Here is a 16,056-nt window from a genome sequence, read left to right as displayed (position 1 = left end):
GTGCCGTTCCGCATGCGTGGCGGGCCATCGGCCCCGCAGGGGAGTGTCGTCCGGTCTCGTCGCGTCTTGAGTGCGTGCCGGCGCGTGTCGCGGTGCGCGTGCGCTGCGGCCTGGCGCGCGTGCGGGCACCAGTCTGCGCGGGCCTGCGCGGGCAGGGGGCACGGCGGTGGCGTGCCCAGGACGGGTGCCGCGCGCGCGGCGCGCCGTCAGGCCATCAGGCCGTGCAGCCGGCCGGCATGCGGCAGACGCACGGACGGCCGCACAGCATGCGCTGCACGGCCGTCCTTGAACTGCAGGCGTCCGGGCCCGGGGGCCCGGGCGATCTCAGAGATCGCCGCGCTGGAGGATGCGCTTCGCCACTTCGCCGGCCATCTCGGCCGTGTTGTACGCGCCCATCAGCACGCGCTGCTTCACGTCCTCGACCCGCTCGGTGCTGGCCGCAGCGCGCGTCGACGTCCCGCTCGCCAGGGCCCGCGCCTCATCGCTGAACGACACGGTGTCCTGTTTCGGACGCTCCGGCGTCGCTGCCGCGGTCTCGGTGCGTCGTGGAGACGTTCCGCGATCCGCTGCCCCCGGCTTGATGCTGCCAAGCGCGTTGGGGTCGATCCTGCCCTTCCCGTTGATCTGCATGGTTGTCTACCTCCGTAGGGAGGGTATCGGCGGAAACGTATGAACCTTTAGTAATCTACCGACGGGATTTCCGGCGGCGGCGTTCCGGGTGCTCAGCGTCCTGCGGGCGCGGCCCCTGGTGCGGCGGAGAGGTCGGGGAGTTCCTCGATTTCCTGCGGCACGCTGATGGGGGTCGGCTTGCGGACGGGGAGGCCGGCCGGCGGGCGCTGTGGCGCGCGGCGCGGCAGGTCGGCCCGCGGCACGGGCGACAACGGCACTGGCTGGTCGCGCAGGACAGCGAGCAGGGAGAGCCCCATGGCCATGAGCGTGATCGAGTCCTCGCGGCGGGACTCGGCGCGCACGTCGATCGCGTGAGTCCATCGCGGCGTCAGCATATGGCTGGAGATCTGGGAGGTCTGTGACATCGCCCTTTCGACGCATGACGGCGCGTGGAGCAACATGGGACGCGCGGGTCGGAATGTCCCGGCGTCGGGAGGGGGCCGGACGCGGTCAGAGCACGACGTCGATGGTGGCCTGCGCCGAGCCCGACTGGTATTCGTGCGAGGCGTGCTGGCGGGCGTCGAGGGTGGCGAGCTCGGCCACGACTTGCTCACGGGCGAGAGCGGCGGAATTCCGTGCCGCCAGCCCGAGTGTCAGGCTCTGCCGTGCGGCGGCGAGAAGGGTCGCCCGGAGGTCCGCCGGGGGGGCCGTGACGGCCCGGCTGGCGGTCTCCACCGCCTCGATCACCGCCTGGCGCTCGTCCAGCGTCGCCGCCAGCTGGGCCTCATCCCCCGACGCGATGGCCGCCGTGGCGGTCGACGCCAGCGCGTCGGCGCGGGCGAGGAGCTGCAGCACGGCGGCGGCGGGGGAGAACTCCGGGCGCACCAGCGGTCAGGCCGAGGCGGCCAGCGGGGCGGCCAGGCGCTGCTCGTCGAGCTGCGCGGCGGCGGCGGAGAAGGCGGTGCTGAGCGTGTTCACGATCCCGATCAGCCGCCCCAGGTGCGCCGCATCCCGCCGGATCCCCACGTCCACCAGCTCGCCGAGCAGGAAGGCGTAAAGCATCGAGAGCTCGAGGGCGATGTCGCCACCGCGGTCGATGTCGAGCGTGCCGAGCAGCTCGCTCACGATCTCGCGGGCGCGCCCGAGGTTCGTGACGCGCTGTTCCACCTGGTTGTTGCGCATGGCCGTCTGCGCGCGTCGCAGCACGACCTCGAGGTGCTCGAACAGGAGGACGGTGAGGCGGGCCGGCGAGGCCGACATGACCTGCAGCTCCCGGTACTGCGTGGCACGTGATGGGTAGGTCACGATGAATGCGGGGCGAGGAGGAAGGGGGTGACGGGGCGCATGGTCAGGCGGTGGCGCTGAGCGCGGAGACCGACTGGGTCAGTGCCGTGCCCTGCTGCTGCAGCCGGTTCATCGCCAGCTCCATCGAGGTGAACCGCTGGATCAGGGCGGCACGGCGTGCGTCCACCCGGTCCTGCAACTCGTTCATGCGCTTGGTGAGCCGCGAGTTCGAGTTGGTGATGTTGCTGATCTCGGTCGTGATCGTGCCGTCGCCGACGCGCGAGGCGAACGCCGTCGCGCTCACCATCGCGTTGCCGATGCCGGCGGTGCCGAACAGGGCCTGCACGCCGCCCAGGTTCGCACCCATCGCCCCGCGCAGCACGGTCTCGTCCACCTCGATCGCCCCCGAGCGGGTGAGGGTGAAGCCGGCACGGGCGCCGCGATCGTACGCACCGCCCGCCGGCACCTGCGTGCGCAGCGCCGCCGTGAACGACGACAGCATCCGCCGCAGCGTGCTGTCGTACTGCAGCGGCTGGCCCGAGAGCTGCTGGCCGGCCTCGAACGTGACGATGTCGTTGTACGCCTTGGCGAAGTCCTTCACCGCCGTGACGGACGTCTCCAGGTTGCGGGTGACGGTGAGGTCCACCTCGGTGCCGACTTCCGCCTGCAGGAGGTTGAGCGTCACGCCATCCAGCGCATCGCCGATGGTGTTGGTCGCGCGCGTGAGCAGCACGCCATCCACGCGCACCTGCGCGTCGCTGCCGGCCACCATCGCCCGCGAGCGGCCCACGGTCTCGGTGCCGAAGGTGCCGAGCAGCGCGGCCGGCGCGCCGCCGGCCGCGGGCGCCACGCTCATCGCCAGGCGCAGCCGCGAGTCGCCGCCGGTGCCATCGTTGAGGCGCAGCTTGCCGTCCGCGTCGATCGACGCCCGCGCCGGCCGGCTGCCGGCACCGAAGCCGGTGGTGGCATCGTTCATCTTCGCCAGCAGCGTCGCGAGCGTGTCGGCGCCGCCCACCACGAAGGACGTGGTCACGGTGGAGCCGTCGCCGCGCTGGCCGCTGAACGTCAGCGTGTCACCCACGCTCACGCCGAGCGACACGCCACCCGACTTGAGGTCGATGAGCCGCGTCGTGTCCGAGGCCGGCGAGTCGTCGGCCCCCTGGAACGCGAGCCCCGAGGCCACCACCTGCTGCACGCTCCCCTGTGCACCGGCGGCGAAGCCGAGCGCGGCCAGCGTGTCGGCGCTGTTCGCGTCGGCGGTCGCCGTCACGTTGGCTCCGACGCTCATGCGGTACGACGGCACCCCGCCGACGGTCTCGGACTGCACCTCGGCCTGGCCACCCGCAGCGCGGATCTTGGCCACGATCGAGGCGATCGAGTCCACCGACAGGTCGACACTGATCGTGCGCGTGCCCACGCGGATGCTGCTCGGCGGCGGCGTCGTGACCCCGAGGGCGGCGGCAATCGCCAGCCCCGACGACGGCACGGCGCGCGAGCGCGAGTCCACGAAGCCGAGGTCGCGCAGCACCCCCTCGCTGCCATCCACCAGCCCCGTGCCGGCGCTGCCGACGGTGTCGGCTGAGAGCACCAGCCGCTTCTGGCCGGCGGCGCTGGTCAGCACCGACGCCGAGACCTTGGTGGCCGTGGCGCCGCTGTTCAGGGCATTGATCTTGTCGCGCACTCCCTCGAGCGAGTCGGTGGCCGCGATGGTCACCCCCTGGCCGGCGACGGAGAACGAGCCGGCGATGCCCAGCGCCGCCGTCGCATCGCTCACGACCGCGCCACTCAGCTTCTCGGCGCGCGCGAGGTCCACCACCTCCACGCGGTACGACCCGGGACGGGCAGCCGACGTGGCGGAGGTGCTCAGCAGCGTGCGGTTCGTCTGCGTACTCGGCGAGACGGTCGCGGCGTAGTCGGTGAACGCGGTGCCGAGCTTCAGCGCCGTGCCGGCGTCCTGCAGCTTCTTCACCAGCCCGTTCAGCTCCGTCCACGCCGCCTTGCGCTTGTCGGCGTCGGTGATGCGGGTCTGCAGCGGCGTGACGGTGCGCGCCTTGTCGGCGGCCGCCATCTGGTCCACCAGGTCCTGCCACTGCACGCCGGACACCAGCCCGCCGATGTTGATGCTCGTTCCCATGGGTCACTCCTCCCAGTGCACCGCCGGCCGTCACGTGCGATACGTCACGGCCGGACGGTGTCATTCACATCAGGTCAGGATCAGCGCAGGAGACTCAGCACGCTCTGCGAGCTCTGGTTCGCCTGGGCGAGCATGGCCTGTGCCGCCTGGGTCAGGATGTTGTTCTTCGTGTAGTTGGCCATTTCCTCGGCCATGTCCACGTCGCGGATGGTCGATTCCGCTGCCTTCACGTTCACCACCGCCGACTTCAGGTTCTGCACCGTGTAGTCGAGGCGGTTCTGGCCGGCACCGATGTTCGCCAGCACCGAGTTGATCGCGGTGAGTGCCGTGTCCACCGTGGAGATCGAGGCCGTGCCGGCCAGCGACACCGTGGAGGAGGTCAGCGCGGCGTTCACCGACACCTGCCCGCCGGCCGTGCCGTCGGACACCTGGAACGACAGGTTCGTGAAGACGCTCGAACCCTGGAAGTTGGTGGACGAGATGATGCGGTCCACCTCCGAGCTCAACGTGCTGATCTCGGTGTTCAGCGTGGTGGTGACGGAGTTGTTGTTGCCCGTCGACTCGCGCTGGATGATCAGTTCCTTCTGGCGCTCGAGGATCTTCTGGATCGTCGAGGCCGAACCTTCCGCGATCTGGAGCATCGCGTTGCCCTGCTCGGAGTTCGCAGCCGCCACCGTCAGCGAGCGGCTCTGGGCCCGGAGCTTGTTGGCGATGGAGAGACCGGCGGCATCATCGGCGGCGCGGCTGATCCGCAGGCCCGACGACAGCTTCCGCATCGAGCTTTCCGTCGACATGGTGTTGATGAACGCGTTCTTGGACGAGTTCAGGGCACCGACGTTCGTGTTGATACGCATTGGGACAAATCCTCCATGATTGGCTGTGGAGCATCCATGCTCCCCCCGGCACCGCGAATCGGCCTCCGGTTCCCCCCTCAGTCTCGGCAGCCCCGACCGGGACTTGAGGAAATGGTCGCGCTTGCTTCAGCGGCATCTGTTTCCGTGCCGATCCTCGATCGGACATGTCCACCCGCCCCCCCTTTCACGTCGCGCTCAGGCCGAGTGCACCGTCCCGGCGCGACCGTGCGCTGCAGGAGTGCCTCGCCGGCGCCCGCGCCCTCCAGGCCGGCCTCACCGACGCCGGACTCGCGCGCTACCGCGCCGCCGTCGCACTCACGCCGAACGACGCCGAAGTCGCCGCACTGCACGGCGTCGCGCTGCGCAGCGCCGCGCGCCTTGCCGATGCGCAACGTGAACTGATCCGCGCCATCGCCCTCGACGGCCAGCGCGCCGACAGCTTCACGCAGCTCGCGCAGGCGTACCGCATGACGGGCGACACCGACCAGGCGGCGCAGGCCTTCCTCGCCGCCGCGATGCTGCAAACCACCGACGCCACCGCCTGGCGCGATGCCGCGGAATCACTGCGCCTCGCGGGACGCATCGGTGACGGCCTCGCGGCCGCGCGCCATGCCGCCACCCTCGCCCCCGGTGACCCGTCGATCGCCAACACCACCGCGCTGCTGCTGCACCGCGACGGGCACATCGACGCCGCACTCGCACTCTGCGACCGCGTGCGCGCGAGTGCACCGGAGGACCTCAACCTCGCGCTCACGCACGCGATGCTGCTGCGCACCGTCGGGCGCCACGACGAAGGGTGGACGCTGTACGAACGCCGCCTCGAGCTGCCCACCTTCCGGCAGCGGCCGCACACACCGAACTCGCCGCGCTGGACCGGCGGCGACCTCACCGGACGCCACATCCTCGTGCGCGCCGAGCAGGGGCTGGGCGACCAGGTGCAGTTCGTGCGATGGGCCTGCTTCCTCCGCGCCGTCGGCGCCGGCACGGTCACCGTGCAGGTGGCGCAGCCGCTCATCCGGCTGCTGAAGACCGCGCCCGGGATCGACGCCGTGGTGGCGGCCGACCGGCCACCGCCGCCACACCAGTTGCACGTGGACCTGCTCTCGCTGCCGCACCTCATGCGCACGGGTGGCCACATGCAGTCGCACCTCGTGCCCTACCTGTCGGCACCAGGCGCACCACCGGCCTGCGCACGCCGCCTCCCGGCACCCGCACGCGGCACCATCCGCATCGGGCTGGTGTGGGCCGGCACGCCGCTCCACGCCGATGACCGCACCCGCTCCATGCCCCTCACCGCCCTCCTGCCCGCGCTGGACCAGCCGTCGGTGAAGGTGATCGTGCTGCAGCAGGGACCACCGCGTGCCGAACTCGAACTCGTGCCCCCCGCCCTGAAACGCACCGTCACCGATGTCGTGCCGGAGTGCGTGGACATGGGCGAGACCGCGCACGTCATGGCGGAATGCGACGTGATCCTGACGGTGGACACCGCTGTCGCACACGTGGCCGGCGCGATGGGCCTCTCCACCTGGCTCATGGTCGCGCACCCGGCCGAATGGCGCTGGGGGCGTGATCGCACCGCCTCCGACTACTACCCGTCCATGCGCATCATCCGCCAGCAGCGCTCCGGCGACTGGAGCGACGTGGTGTGCACGGTGCGCCAGTGCATCACCGAGTGGCTCGACCGGAAGGACGGATGACCCGGACCCGCCGGCTCCCGATGCGGCCGCCGCATCGCAGCGTGCTCGCCTCCTCGCAGTACGGCCGCCTGGTGGCCGAGGCCGACGCACTGCGCCGCCGCGGTGCCTACGACGAGGCCGTGCGCGCCTTCCACGCGCTCACCCTGCAGTATCCCGATCGCAGCGAGACGTTCAGCAACCTCGCCGGCATCCTCCAGGCCAGCGGGCACCCGACACTCGCGCTGCAGGCCGCCACCCGCGCGCTCGAGCTGGCCCCGCACAGCGTGCCGGCGCTCCGCAACTCGGCCGAGATCCTCAAGGACTTCGGCGAGTGGGACGTGGTGCTCGACACCTACGATGCCGCACTCGCCATCGATCCCGCATCGGCCGAGCTGCAGTTCGCACGCGGGCTGCACCTGCTCATGCTCGGACGCTGGCAGGAGGGCTGGGCGGCGCACGAGGCGCGCCTCGCCGTGCCGGAGCTCAACCTCGGCCTGCGCCGCTTCGCCTCGCCGCGCTGGGATGGGGCACCGCTGGACGGACGCCACATCCTGCTCGATGGCGAACAGGGGCTGGGTGACCAGGTCATGTTCGCGCGTTTCGCCACACAGGTCGCGGCGCGCGGCGGCCGCGTGACACTGCGTTGCGCGGCACCGCTCACCACCCTGCTGTCCGCGGTGCCGGGGGTGAGCGCCGTGATTGCCACCGACGCTCCCGTGCCCGCGCACGACGTCCACGCCAGCCTCATGTCGCTGCCATGCCTTCTCGGGGTGCGGTCGCCAGCCGACGTGAGCGGCACCCCGTGGCTCACGCCCGTGGGTGCCTGCCCGGAGCCCATCGCGCAGGCGCTGCCCGTGGCCGCGCCGCGCGTGGGACTGGTGTGGAGCGGCAATCCGCAGCACCGCAACGACGCCCGACGCTCGATCCGCAGCGAGCTGCTCGCCCCGCTCACGGCCGTCGCCGGTGTGCACTGGATCGCGCTGCAGCGGCACGACGCACACACTCCGCTCCCGGAGCCACTGCAGGGGCGGCTCACGGACCTCGGCGGGATGCTGCACACGATGAACGACACCGCGCATGCGCTCACCCGGCTCGACCTGCTGGTGACGGTGGACACCGCGGTCGCCCACCTGGCCGGTGCGCTCGGCGTGCGCACGCTGCTGCTGGTGCCGTTCGTGCCCGACTGGCGCTGGATGGTCGATCGCCCCGACACGCCGTGGTACGACTCGGTGACGCTGGTGCGGCAGGCGGCGCTGTTCGAGTGGAGCGCACCACTCGATGCCGTGCGCCAGCAGGTCACCATGCTGCGTGGGACATCGGCATGAGCACACGCCTCTCTGCCGAGGTGACGGCCATCACACTCTGCGCCGAGGGGGCGGTGCGCAGCGATCGCGGCGACCACGAGGGCGCCGTGGCGCGCTATCGCGAGGCGGTGGTGCTGGCACCGGCCGTGCTCTCCCTGCACCTGATCCTCGCCAACGCCCAGCAGCTCGCGGGGCAGGTGCTGGACGCCCGCGAGACGCTGCGCCGGGCCATCCGGGTGGCGGCGCGCCCCGACATCGAATCCGAGTTCGCCCTCGGCCGCGCACTGGTGGACGCCGGCGCGGGTGCCGATGCCGTGCACTCGTTCCGCCGCGTGCGCGCCGAGCGACCGGGCGACGCGGCGGCAGCCTCCGCCCTCGCCGCCGCACTCCGCGAGGCGCTGCTCCCCGACGAGGCGTGGACGGAGGTGCAACACGCACTGGCACAGGCCCCGCACGACCCCGTGGCACTGCTCACCGCGGCACTGATCCGGCACGACCTGGCGGATCTCGACGGGGCGATGGAACTCTGCGAGGCGAGCCTGCGGGCACGTCCGCACTCCGCCGGGGCGCTCATGACGCGCGGGTCGCTGCACCACCTGCGTGGTGAAGCCGCCGCCGGCTGGCGCGACTTCGAGGCCCGCGCGCTGCCACACCCCGACACCGATGCGCTGTCGTGGCGCGGCGAACCGCTGGACGGGAAGACCATCCTCCTGCTCGGCGAGCAGGGCGTGGGCGACCAGTTCCAGTTCCTGCGGTTTGCCCACCACCCGGCGTTCGCCGCGGCGGCGCGGGTGGTGATCGGCTGCCAGCCAGACGCCGTGGCACTGCTCACGGCGGCGGGGTACGACGCCGTCGCCCGGGGCGCGCGTGTCAACGCCGACTACTTCGTCCCGCTGCTCTCGCTCCCCGAGCGACTCGGCACCGACACCGACTGGACGCCTGGTGACGCCGCGTACCTCACCCTGCCCGGCGTGCGGCGCCGCCTGGCCGGCCGCGGCGCGCAGCGCGTCGGCGTGGTCTGGGCCGGCAATCCCGCGCACCGCAACGACGCCGTCCGCTCCATCCCGGCGCCGATGCTGCACGGCCTGATGCGCACGCACCCGTCGATCACCTTCGTCTGCCTGCAGCATGGCGTGACGGCCGATGCGCTGCCATCGGGACGGTGCGAGGTGCCGGCGCCCGGTGACTGGCTCCACACCGCCCGCCTGCTCTGCACCCTCGACCTCCTCATCACCGTGGACACCGGCATCGCCCACCTCGCCGGCGCGCTCGGCGTACCAGTGTGGATCCTGCTGCCGCAGGTGCCTGACTGGCGCTGGGGCATGGACGGCATCCAGACGCCCTGGTACTCCTCGGCGCGGCTCTTCCGCCAGCCGGCGCGTGGCGACTGGGCGTCGGTGCTCACGCGCGTGAGCGCCGCACTCGGCGTCGCCGCGCTCAGAGACTGAGCGCGCGTGGTCAGGCCAGCGAGATCGGGTGCTGCATGCCGTAGCGCGAGTCGGGCAGCACCACCTGGCGCCCGATCCGCCGGTCCCGGTCGATGACGACCGGGCTCTGGAGGTTGGCCGACACCGGCGCTCCACCCTCGAGCTGTGCAACGGCCAGCACCAGCAGGTGCGACGCGGACGCATCACCGCCGAACGCCGCCAGGTCAGCTGCCGGCAGTTCCATCTCGAAGCCGGGCACGAGCGCGAACGGGTCCGCGAGCAGGAAGGTGATGCCGGTGTCGTCCAGGCTCTGCAGCCACACGAGGTCGTCGCGCTGCGTCTCGACCAGCGCAAAGCGCGTGAGGGACGCGAAGCCCGGCAGGCCGGTGGCGAACGTGATCACCGTGTCGCGCCGCAGCGCGAGGGGGCCCAGCAGCACCGACTCCACCAGCACGGAGGCCTCACCCGTCAGCACGGCGCTCATCGCAGGTAGTCCAGGACGTTGAGGTTGAGCACCTTGCTGGCCGCGCTCAGCGCCGCCTGGTAGGCCGACTGCGCCTGGGCGAAGTTCGCCGCGGCATCGGTGAGGTCGATGTCGTGCAGCAGCGAGCGGCGCGTCTTCGTGTCGAGCATCGCGTCGGCCATCTGCACCTTGATGGTCTCGTACTGGTTCACCTTCGCGCCGGTCTCGCCGAGCAGGCGCGAGACGCCGTCACTGGCGGTGCTGAGCGTGGTGAGCGCTGCGGTGATGTTCGGCACGTCGTTGCTGGCGAGGGCGGTGGACAGGTCGCGCAGCGCCACCAGCGTGTTGGTGTCGACGAAAATCTCGTGGGCGTTGTGGTTGGGCGCCGACACCACGCCGGGCATCACCTCGAACTGCGGGTTCGTGAGCGTGGCGGGGTTGGTGGCGTACGGGGTCGCGGAGGTGGGCGTGTTGGCCAGCGGTTCCTCGGTGCTGCGCGAGGCGCCGAACAGGAAGCCATTGTTGAATCGGGTGTTGCCGAGCGCGATGCTCGACTCGATCAGCTGGTCGATCTCGGCCTTGGCGATGATGCGCGTCTTGGCGTCGGCGGTGGAGCCGGACTGCTGCGAGGCGATCTCGCGGGCCCGCTCGGTGACGAGCAGCAGGTTGCTGAGGACGCGGTCCTCCTCGCTGGCGCGGGCGATGGCGAGGTCGCCGTTGCGGCCGAGCTGCGTGTTGCTGGCAATGGTGCTGTCGGCGCGCATGACGTCGGCGGTGGCCGCGGGATCCTCGGAGCCGCGCTTGAAGCGCTTCCCCGTGGCCGCCTGGTCCTGCGCCTTCACCAGGCGCTGCAGGTTGCCCTGGATGTAGTCCAGCTGTGACCGCTGCGCCTGCGCCGTCGTGACCCGCATGAAACGGAGCTCCGTGAGGATGAGAACGTCCTAATCCGGTCGCCGACACGCCGGGCGGTACTGCGCCTTGCACGTGCGGGACGCGGTTCTACTCTTGTGAGGTATCGGACGGAACGTTTTGCCGCTTGACCCTTCCGGTGCGTGTCTGAGCCGGCTCCGAGCCCTGTCGTGGCCGGCCAGGGCTCGCTGGTTTCTCCCCTCGCAGCTCCCCGGCATGGCCACGATCCTGTACGTCGACGATGAACCGAGTGTCGGCCTGATCCTCGAGGACACCCTCGAGCAGGCGGGCCACACCCCGGTCGGCGCCCGGAACGTGCCCGAGGCCCTGCAGGTGCTGGCCCGGGGGGACGTGGACCTGGTCATCTCCGACTACCGGATGCCGGGGCTGTCGGGGCTGGAGTTCCTCTCCCTGCTGCGGCGGGAGGGGTACGACGTGCCGCTGATCATGCTCACCGGCTACGCCTCGATCGAGCATGCGGTGGCGAGCATCAAGGCCGGCGCGGTGGACTACATCACCAAGCCCGTCCGGCCGCAGCAGCTCGAGCTGGCGGTGGAGCAGGCGCTCGAGCTCGTCCGGCTGCGCCGGGAAAACGATGCCCTGCGCCGCGAGGTGATGGAGTTTCGCAACGAGCGCCAGATCATCGGTGACAGCCAGGTGATGCGCCGGCTGATGCAGACCGTGGCGATGGCGGCGCCGACCCGCGCCACCGTGCTGCTGCAGGGGGAGTCGGGCACCGGCAAGGAGCTGCTCGCACGTGCGCTGCACGACCAGAGTGACCGCCGCGACAAGCCCTTCATCCAGCTCAACTGCGCCGCGCTGCCGGAGGGGCTGATCGAGAGCGCACTGTTCGGCCACGAGAAGGGGGCGTTCACGGGGGCGCTCAAGCGGGTGGAGGGCGCATTCGAGCGGGCGCACCGCGGCACGCTGCTGCTGGATGAGGTGAGCGAGATGCGCCTCGACCTGCAGGCGAAGCTGCTGCGCGTGCTGCAGGAGCAGGAGTTCGAGCGGGTCGGCGGCACGAGCCCGATACGAGTGGACGTGAGGATCATCGCCACCACCAACCGCAAGCTGCAGGCGGACGCCGCCAACGGCACGTTCCGCCAGGACCTGTACTACCGCCTGAGCACGATCCCGATCATGATCGCGCCGCTGCGCGAGCGGCCCGAGGACATCCCGCTGCTGGCGTACCGCTTCGTGATGCGCACCGCCGCCGACATCAAGAAGGACGTCAAGGGCATCACCCCCGAGGCCATCGAGATGCTGCAGCGGTACCCGTGGCCGGGCAACGTCCGCGAGCTGCAGCACGCAGTGGAGCGGGCGGTGATCCTCTCGAACGAGTCGATGCTCTCACCGGCGGCCTTCGATGCGGTGCGCTACGGCCTGGACGTGGCCAGCAGCGTGATGTCCCCCACGCCGCGGGCGGGTGCGGCGGTCCGGAGTCCCACGCCTGGGTCGGTCCCGGCCGCCGGCGCCAACGGCGGTGACGGCGTCTGGCTCGGCACCCTGAACGTGAACGAGGCGGAGACGGCGCTGATCCAGCGCGCGCTCGAGGCCTCGGGCAACAACCGCACCCGGGCCGCTGAGCTGCTCGGCATCAGCGTGCGCACGCTGCGCAACAAGCTGAACGGGCCGGGGCGCACCGGTGACCACGACGCAGTGGAGGACGAGGTCGAGGCGTAGGCGCGTCAGTCGGTGGGGGCACGGAGGAGCAGCTCGGTGTACCCCTCCCACGTCCATGGCGTGACGTCGTTGCCGAGCACCGACTCGAGCAGCGGGCGGAAGGCGAACTCGCCGTTGTCGCTGTTGGCGAGGATGATCATGCAGTCGCGTCGCCTGGGGAAGCAGATCGCGAAGGTGTTCGCGCCGTCGCCATGGCCTTCCTTGAAGAAGGCCGGTCCGTACTTCGTGCGCGTGAGCAGTCCCCAGCCGATGCCGTAGGCCAGCCCGGCCTGCTCGGCCTCGGTGCTGCCGAGCGGGATCGAGTCGGCGGAGTGCGGCGGGTCGAACTGGTGCAGCGTGCGGATGTGCACCTGCGGGCGGTGCATCGCGTCACGCGCACGTCGCGGGATGGCGCGGTCGTCCATGAGCGCGATGAGGAATGCGGCGAGGTCCTCGGCGGAGGTGGTGAGGCTGCCGGCGGCGCGCGCGTTGCGACGGGTCTTGGCGATGAACTGCCCGTCGCGTCCGTACCGGTCGGCCATGTCGGGCCCGAACTCGGCGCGGTACGCCAGTGCGGTGCGGGCCAGTCCCAGTGGCTTCAGCAGCGCGGAATCGAGGGTGCGTTCCATGGGCGCCCCGTCGCGCTGCTCCAGCACGAACTGCAGCAGGTTGAAGCCCTCACCCGAGTAGCGGTAGGCGCGACCAGGCGTGTCGTGGAGGCGCATCTTCCCGTCCGGCTCCAGGTTCGCGAAGTTGAGCAGGCCGCTGGTGTGGGAGAGGAGCATACGCGGGGTGACGCGTCCCCAGGCGCTGTCGTGCACGATCAGGGCGGCCTTGCCGGCATAGGGCTCGTAGCGGTCGAGCGGCTGTGGCAGCAGGGTGGCGATCGGCTGGTCGAGGTCGAGCGTGCCGGCGGCGACGCGCTGCATGACGTGGGTGGCGAAGACCGCCTTGGTGATGGACGCCGCCCACAGCACGGAGCGCGTTGTCATGGCGCTGTCCGGGGCGCGGATGAGGAATCCGTACGCGGCGCTCCAGGCGAGCCGCCCGTCGTTGACGACGGCGACCTGCATGCCCGTGATGTGGTGGCGCTCCACGAGTGTCCGCGCGATCGAGTCGGCCGTGGCGGTGGAGATCCGCGCGCCGTCGAGCCGACGAATTGAAGCAGGCGTGTCGTCCACGGCGATGCCGGCCGCCGCCAGGCGCGGTGTGTGCAGTGATGGTGCGCAGGCGGCAACGGCTGCCAGCATGCATGCAAGCTGGCATGCGAGCCGGACTGTCGCGTGGTGCATGGGGGCTCCGGAGCGAGCGCGTGCGGGATGACGTGCGGCCTCAGTCGCGCGTACGTGCGAGCCATGACGCAGTTTCATGCCGCGCAATTCAGGCGCGCACGCGTCGACCGCCTACGGCCTGACCGTCCGCTTCGGTGGCGTCCGCCGCGGTGCCGGTCGCGGCGCCGGTCGCGCGCGCGACCGCCCCGCCGCGCTGGTGCTGTCCACCACCGAGCAGTTGAGCGGCACCGGTCCCGTCGTCCCGCGGCGCACCACCGCGGCGGGACCGCGGCACACCACGTCCTCCGCCCGCACCTCACGCGTCGGGATCGCCCCCTTCCGCGGCGCCGGCTTCACGCCGATCGACGCGTACAGCGAGTCAGGCACGTAGAGCACCCCGCCCTTCATCACCAGCTCCATGCGGCGCAGGTCGCGCATGCGTTGCGACGGATCACCATCCACCAGCACCAGGTCAGCCAGCTTGCCGGGCTCGATGCTGCCCCACCGCGCCTCGTGCTTCATCACGCGCGAAGCCCCCAGCGTGGCGAGGTAGAGAATGTCCACGTTCGGGATGCCCGCCTCGGCGAACAGCTCCAGCTCGCGGTGCAGCGCGAACCCAGCCTGGCCGTCGGTGCCCGCCACCAGGCGCACGCCGGCATCGTGCAGCCGCTTCACCATCCGCTCCATCGCGATGAAGCTCGCCCGGTACTGCTGCTCCAGCGCGGCGCCCGCCGGCAGGCCACCGGCCAGCAGCGCGCGCCGCGCCACCGCCGGCATCCGCGTGGCCACCGGCAACGAGGCCTGGTCCAGTGTGCCCACGCGCGCCGTGTAGAGCCGCTCGAACACGTTCAGCGTGGGATCCACCACCACGTCCTTCTCCTTCAGCAGCGCGATGAAGCGCTGCACCGCCTCGCTGCGCAGGTCCACCGACGCGGCCCGGCGACCCACCGCCGTGAAGCGCGCCGGCGTGCGCGTGTCCACCACCGAGTCGGTGAGGAAGTTCAGGAAGAGGAAGTTGGCGTGCTGCAGCTCGTCGGCACCGGCGCGCACCATCTGCTCGGCCGTCATGCCGTTCGGCGCGTGGCCGCTCACGCGCAACCCGCGCTGGTGTGCCGTCCGCACGATGGTCTGGAACAGCGACGGGTCGAGCGACGAGTACACCTTCACCTGCTCGTAGCCGGCGTTGGCGTAGCTCTCGACCGCCACCCGGGCGGCATCACGGTTCGCCACCAGCACCGGCGTCGGGCCGGCGTACGGCCCCGGGCCATCGATGATGCCGGCCCGCAGCACGCGCGGGCCGAGCAGCGACCCCGCGCTGAAGCGCGCAACACGGGCCGCCAGTGCACCGGTGTCGCTGGCGAGGTCGCGCACCGTCGTCACGCCGGCGGCGAGGTGCAGCAGTCCGTCGTCGTCCTGCACATGCACATGCATGTCCCAGAGGCCCGGCAGCAGCGCGCGGCCGCGGGCGTCCACGATCTCCACGTTCGCCGGCAGCGGCACGGTGCCATCGTCGCCCACGGCCTCGATGGTCTCGCCGCGCACGATCACGGTCTGCGCCGGCTTCATCCGGCGTGCGGCGGCATCGAACAGGTTGGCGTGGATGATGGCGATCCCGCGGCGCGGCGTGCGCGCCAGGCGGATGGCAGTCAGCGAGTCCCGCACGCGCGACGACGCGAGCTGCGCGGCCACGATCTCGTCGGCCGTGCCCTCGTAGCCACTGCGGATCACGAGGAACCCGGGGCCGCCGCTGGCGAAGAGGCGCCCCTCGCCGTCGAGCCAGACGGTTTCCGGCGTGAGGCCGAGCCCGGCGATCACGACCGGCGTGACCCGCATGCTCCGCGCGGCGGCCGAGAACACGCGGGCGGCGCCGATGGTCGCCGTGACCTGTCCCTCCGGCAGCAGTGGCAGGCTCCGGGACTTCGAGAGCTGCAGCGCGCGGGCGAGCGCCGCGACGTCACTGGGGAGCTGTTCGAGCGGGAGGTAATACGCGGTGCCGGGTGCGGTGCGACCGGCGGCGTTCTCGTTGCGCCAGGTGAGCAGCGGACCGGCCACCTGCACCATCTCGCGCACGGGCTGGGCGAGATAGTTGGTGCCGCTCAGCAGCATGCCGACCGGCAGGCCCGCCTTGTCGGTGCGCAGCGTCTGCGTGAGCGAGGGGCCTCGCCCACGATCGCTGTAGGCGTAGCTGGTGGTGACGGTGCCACCGCTGTCGGGCCACTGCCGCAGTCGTCCGGCGGCGCGTCCGCCCATCAGCACGGTGTATTCCGCCGTGTCGCCGCGCGACGGGACGGCCGCGGGCGGCGCGGCGGTCGCGGGCAGAGCCGCCGGCGTGCGGTTCCGCCCGGACTCCGTCACCGCGACCGGCGCCGGCTGTGGCGCGGAGCGGCAGCCGGCCAGCAGCATGCCGCCGATGGCGACGAGCTGCATGGGTGGCGTGAGGGAACGTGGGCGCGGCTGCGTCAT

14 protein-coding genes are annotated in these 16,056 nt (G+C 71.6%); 4 read left to right on the top strand and 10 right to left on the bottom strand.

Annotated elements, in window-relative coordinates; translation table 11 throughout:
• Positions 1-324: 324 nt before the first annotated feature.
• From IT355_05525 to IT355_05500, 6 genes are all read right to left on the bottom strand, one after another.
• Positions 325-630, bottom strand: a complete 306-nt coding sequence (locus IT355_05525) for a flagellar biosynthesis anti-sigma factor FlgM (GenBank protein MCC7052706.1) — start codon at positions 628-630, stop codon at positions 325-327.
• Between the two features lie 92 nt (positions 631-722).
• Positions 723-1,004 (bottom strand): hypothetical protein, encoded by a 282-nt coding sequence (locus tag IT355_05520; protein MCC7052705.1) that lies wholly within the window; start codon positions 1,002-1,004, stop codon positions 723-725.
• 115 nt (positions 1,005-1,119) lie between these two features.
• A complete protein-coding gene (locus tag IT355_05515; GenBank protein ID MCC7052704.1) occupies positions 1,120-1,494 on the bottom strand; it encodes a hypothetical protein in 375 nt (124 codons plus the stop codon).
• A gap of 6 nt (positions 1,495-1,500) precedes the next feature.
• On the bottom strand, positions 1,501-1,914 hold the full coding sequence (gene fliS / locus IT355_05510) for a flagellar export chaperone FliS (GenBank protein ID MCC7052703.1): 414 nt from the start codon (positions 1,912-1,914) through the stop codon (positions 1,501-1,503).
• Positions 1,915-1,957: 43 nt separating this feature from the next.
• Positions 1,958-4,027, bottom strand: a complete 2,070-nt coding sequence (gene fliD / locus IT355_05505) for a flagellar filament capping protein FliD (protein ID MCC7052702.1) — start codon at positions 4,025-4,027, stop codon at positions 1,958-1,960.
• Positions 4,028-4,107: 80 nt separating this feature from the next.
• A complete protein-coding gene (locus IT355_05500; GenBank protein MCC7052701.1) occupies positions 4,108-4,881 on the bottom strand; it encodes a flagellin in 774 nt (257 codons plus the stop codon).
• Positions 4,882-5,045: 164 nt separating this feature from the next.
• Between IT355_05500 and IT355_05495 the strand changes: the two genes are divergently transcribed.
• The 3 genes from IT355_05495 to IT355_05485 are packed head-to-tail and all read left to right on the top strand — an operon-like array spanning position 5,046 to position 9,309.
• Positions 5,046-6,578 carry a hypothetical protein gene (locus IT355_05495; GenBank protein MCC7052700.1) on the top strand — a complete coding sequence of 511 codons (1,533 nt, stop codon included), beginning with the start codon at positions 5,046-5,048 and terminating at the stop codon, positions 6,576-6,578.
• Positions 6,575-7,882, top strand: a complete 1,308-nt coding sequence (locus tag IT355_05490; protein MCC7052699.1) for a glycosyltransferase family protein — start codon at positions 6,575-6,577, stop codon at positions 7,880-7,882. The genes IT355_05495 and IT355_05490 overlap by 4 nt, the downstream gene beginning before the upstream one ends.
• The gene (locus tag IT355_05485; protein MCC7052698.1) at positions 7,879-9,309 is read left to right on the top strand and encodes a hypothetical protein; all 1,431 of its coding nucleotides are present in this window, start codon (positions 7,879-7,881) and stop codon (positions 9,307-9,309) included. Before IT355_05490 ends, IT355_05485 begins: the two co-directional genes overlap by 4 nt.
• 10 nt (positions 9,310-9,319) lie before the next feature.
• Here IT355_05485 and IT355_05480 read toward each other — a convergent pair whose 3' ends face one another.
• Together IT355_05480 and IT355_05475 are read right to left on the bottom strand one after the other, a co-directional pair.
• Complete coding sequence (locus IT355_05480; protein MCC7052697.1) at positions 9,320-9,772, bottom strand: flagellar assembly protein FliW; 453 nt, start codon at positions 9,770-9,772, stop codon at positions 9,320-9,322.
• A complete protein-coding gene (locus tag IT355_05475) occupies positions 9,769-10,662 on the bottom strand; it encodes a hypothetical protein (protein ID MCC7052696.1) in 894 nt (297 codons plus the stop codon). The genes IT355_05480 and IT355_05475 overlap by 4 nt, the downstream gene beginning before the upstream one ends.
• 214 nt (positions 10,663-10,876) lie before the next feature.
• On the opposite strand from IT355_05475, the gene IT355_05470 reads away from it, so the two are divergent.
• On the top strand, positions 10,877-12,343 hold the full coding sequence (locus IT355_05470) for a sigma-54-dependent Fis family transcriptional regulator (GenBank protein ID MCC7052695.1): 1,467 nt from the start codon (positions 10,877-10,879) through the stop codon (positions 12,341-12,343).
• 5 nt (positions 12,344-12,348) lie between these two features.
• Here the strand turns inward: IT355_05470 and IT355_05465 are convergent, their stop codons facing one another.
• A complete protein-coding gene (locus tag IT355_05465; protein MCC7052694.1) occupies positions 12,349-13,572 on the bottom strand; it encodes a beta-lactamase family protein in 1,224 nt (407 codons plus the stop codon).
• A gap of 153 nt (positions 13,573-13,725) precedes the next feature.
• Positions 13,726-16,056, bottom strand: coding sequence for an amidohydrolase family protein (locus tag IT355_05460; GenBank protein MCC7052693.1), 2,331 nt, complete (start codon positions 16,054-16,056; stop codon positions 13,726-13,728).

This window comes from Gemmatimonadaceae bacterium (assembly GCA_020851035.1).
Classification (GTDB): Bacteria; Gemmatimonadota; Gemmatimonadetes; order Gemmatimonadales; family Gemmatimonadaceae; genus JACMLX01.
The sequence above is the reverse complement of the archived record's forward strand: the minus strand, read 5'-3'. Positions and strand labels throughout refer to the sequence as shown.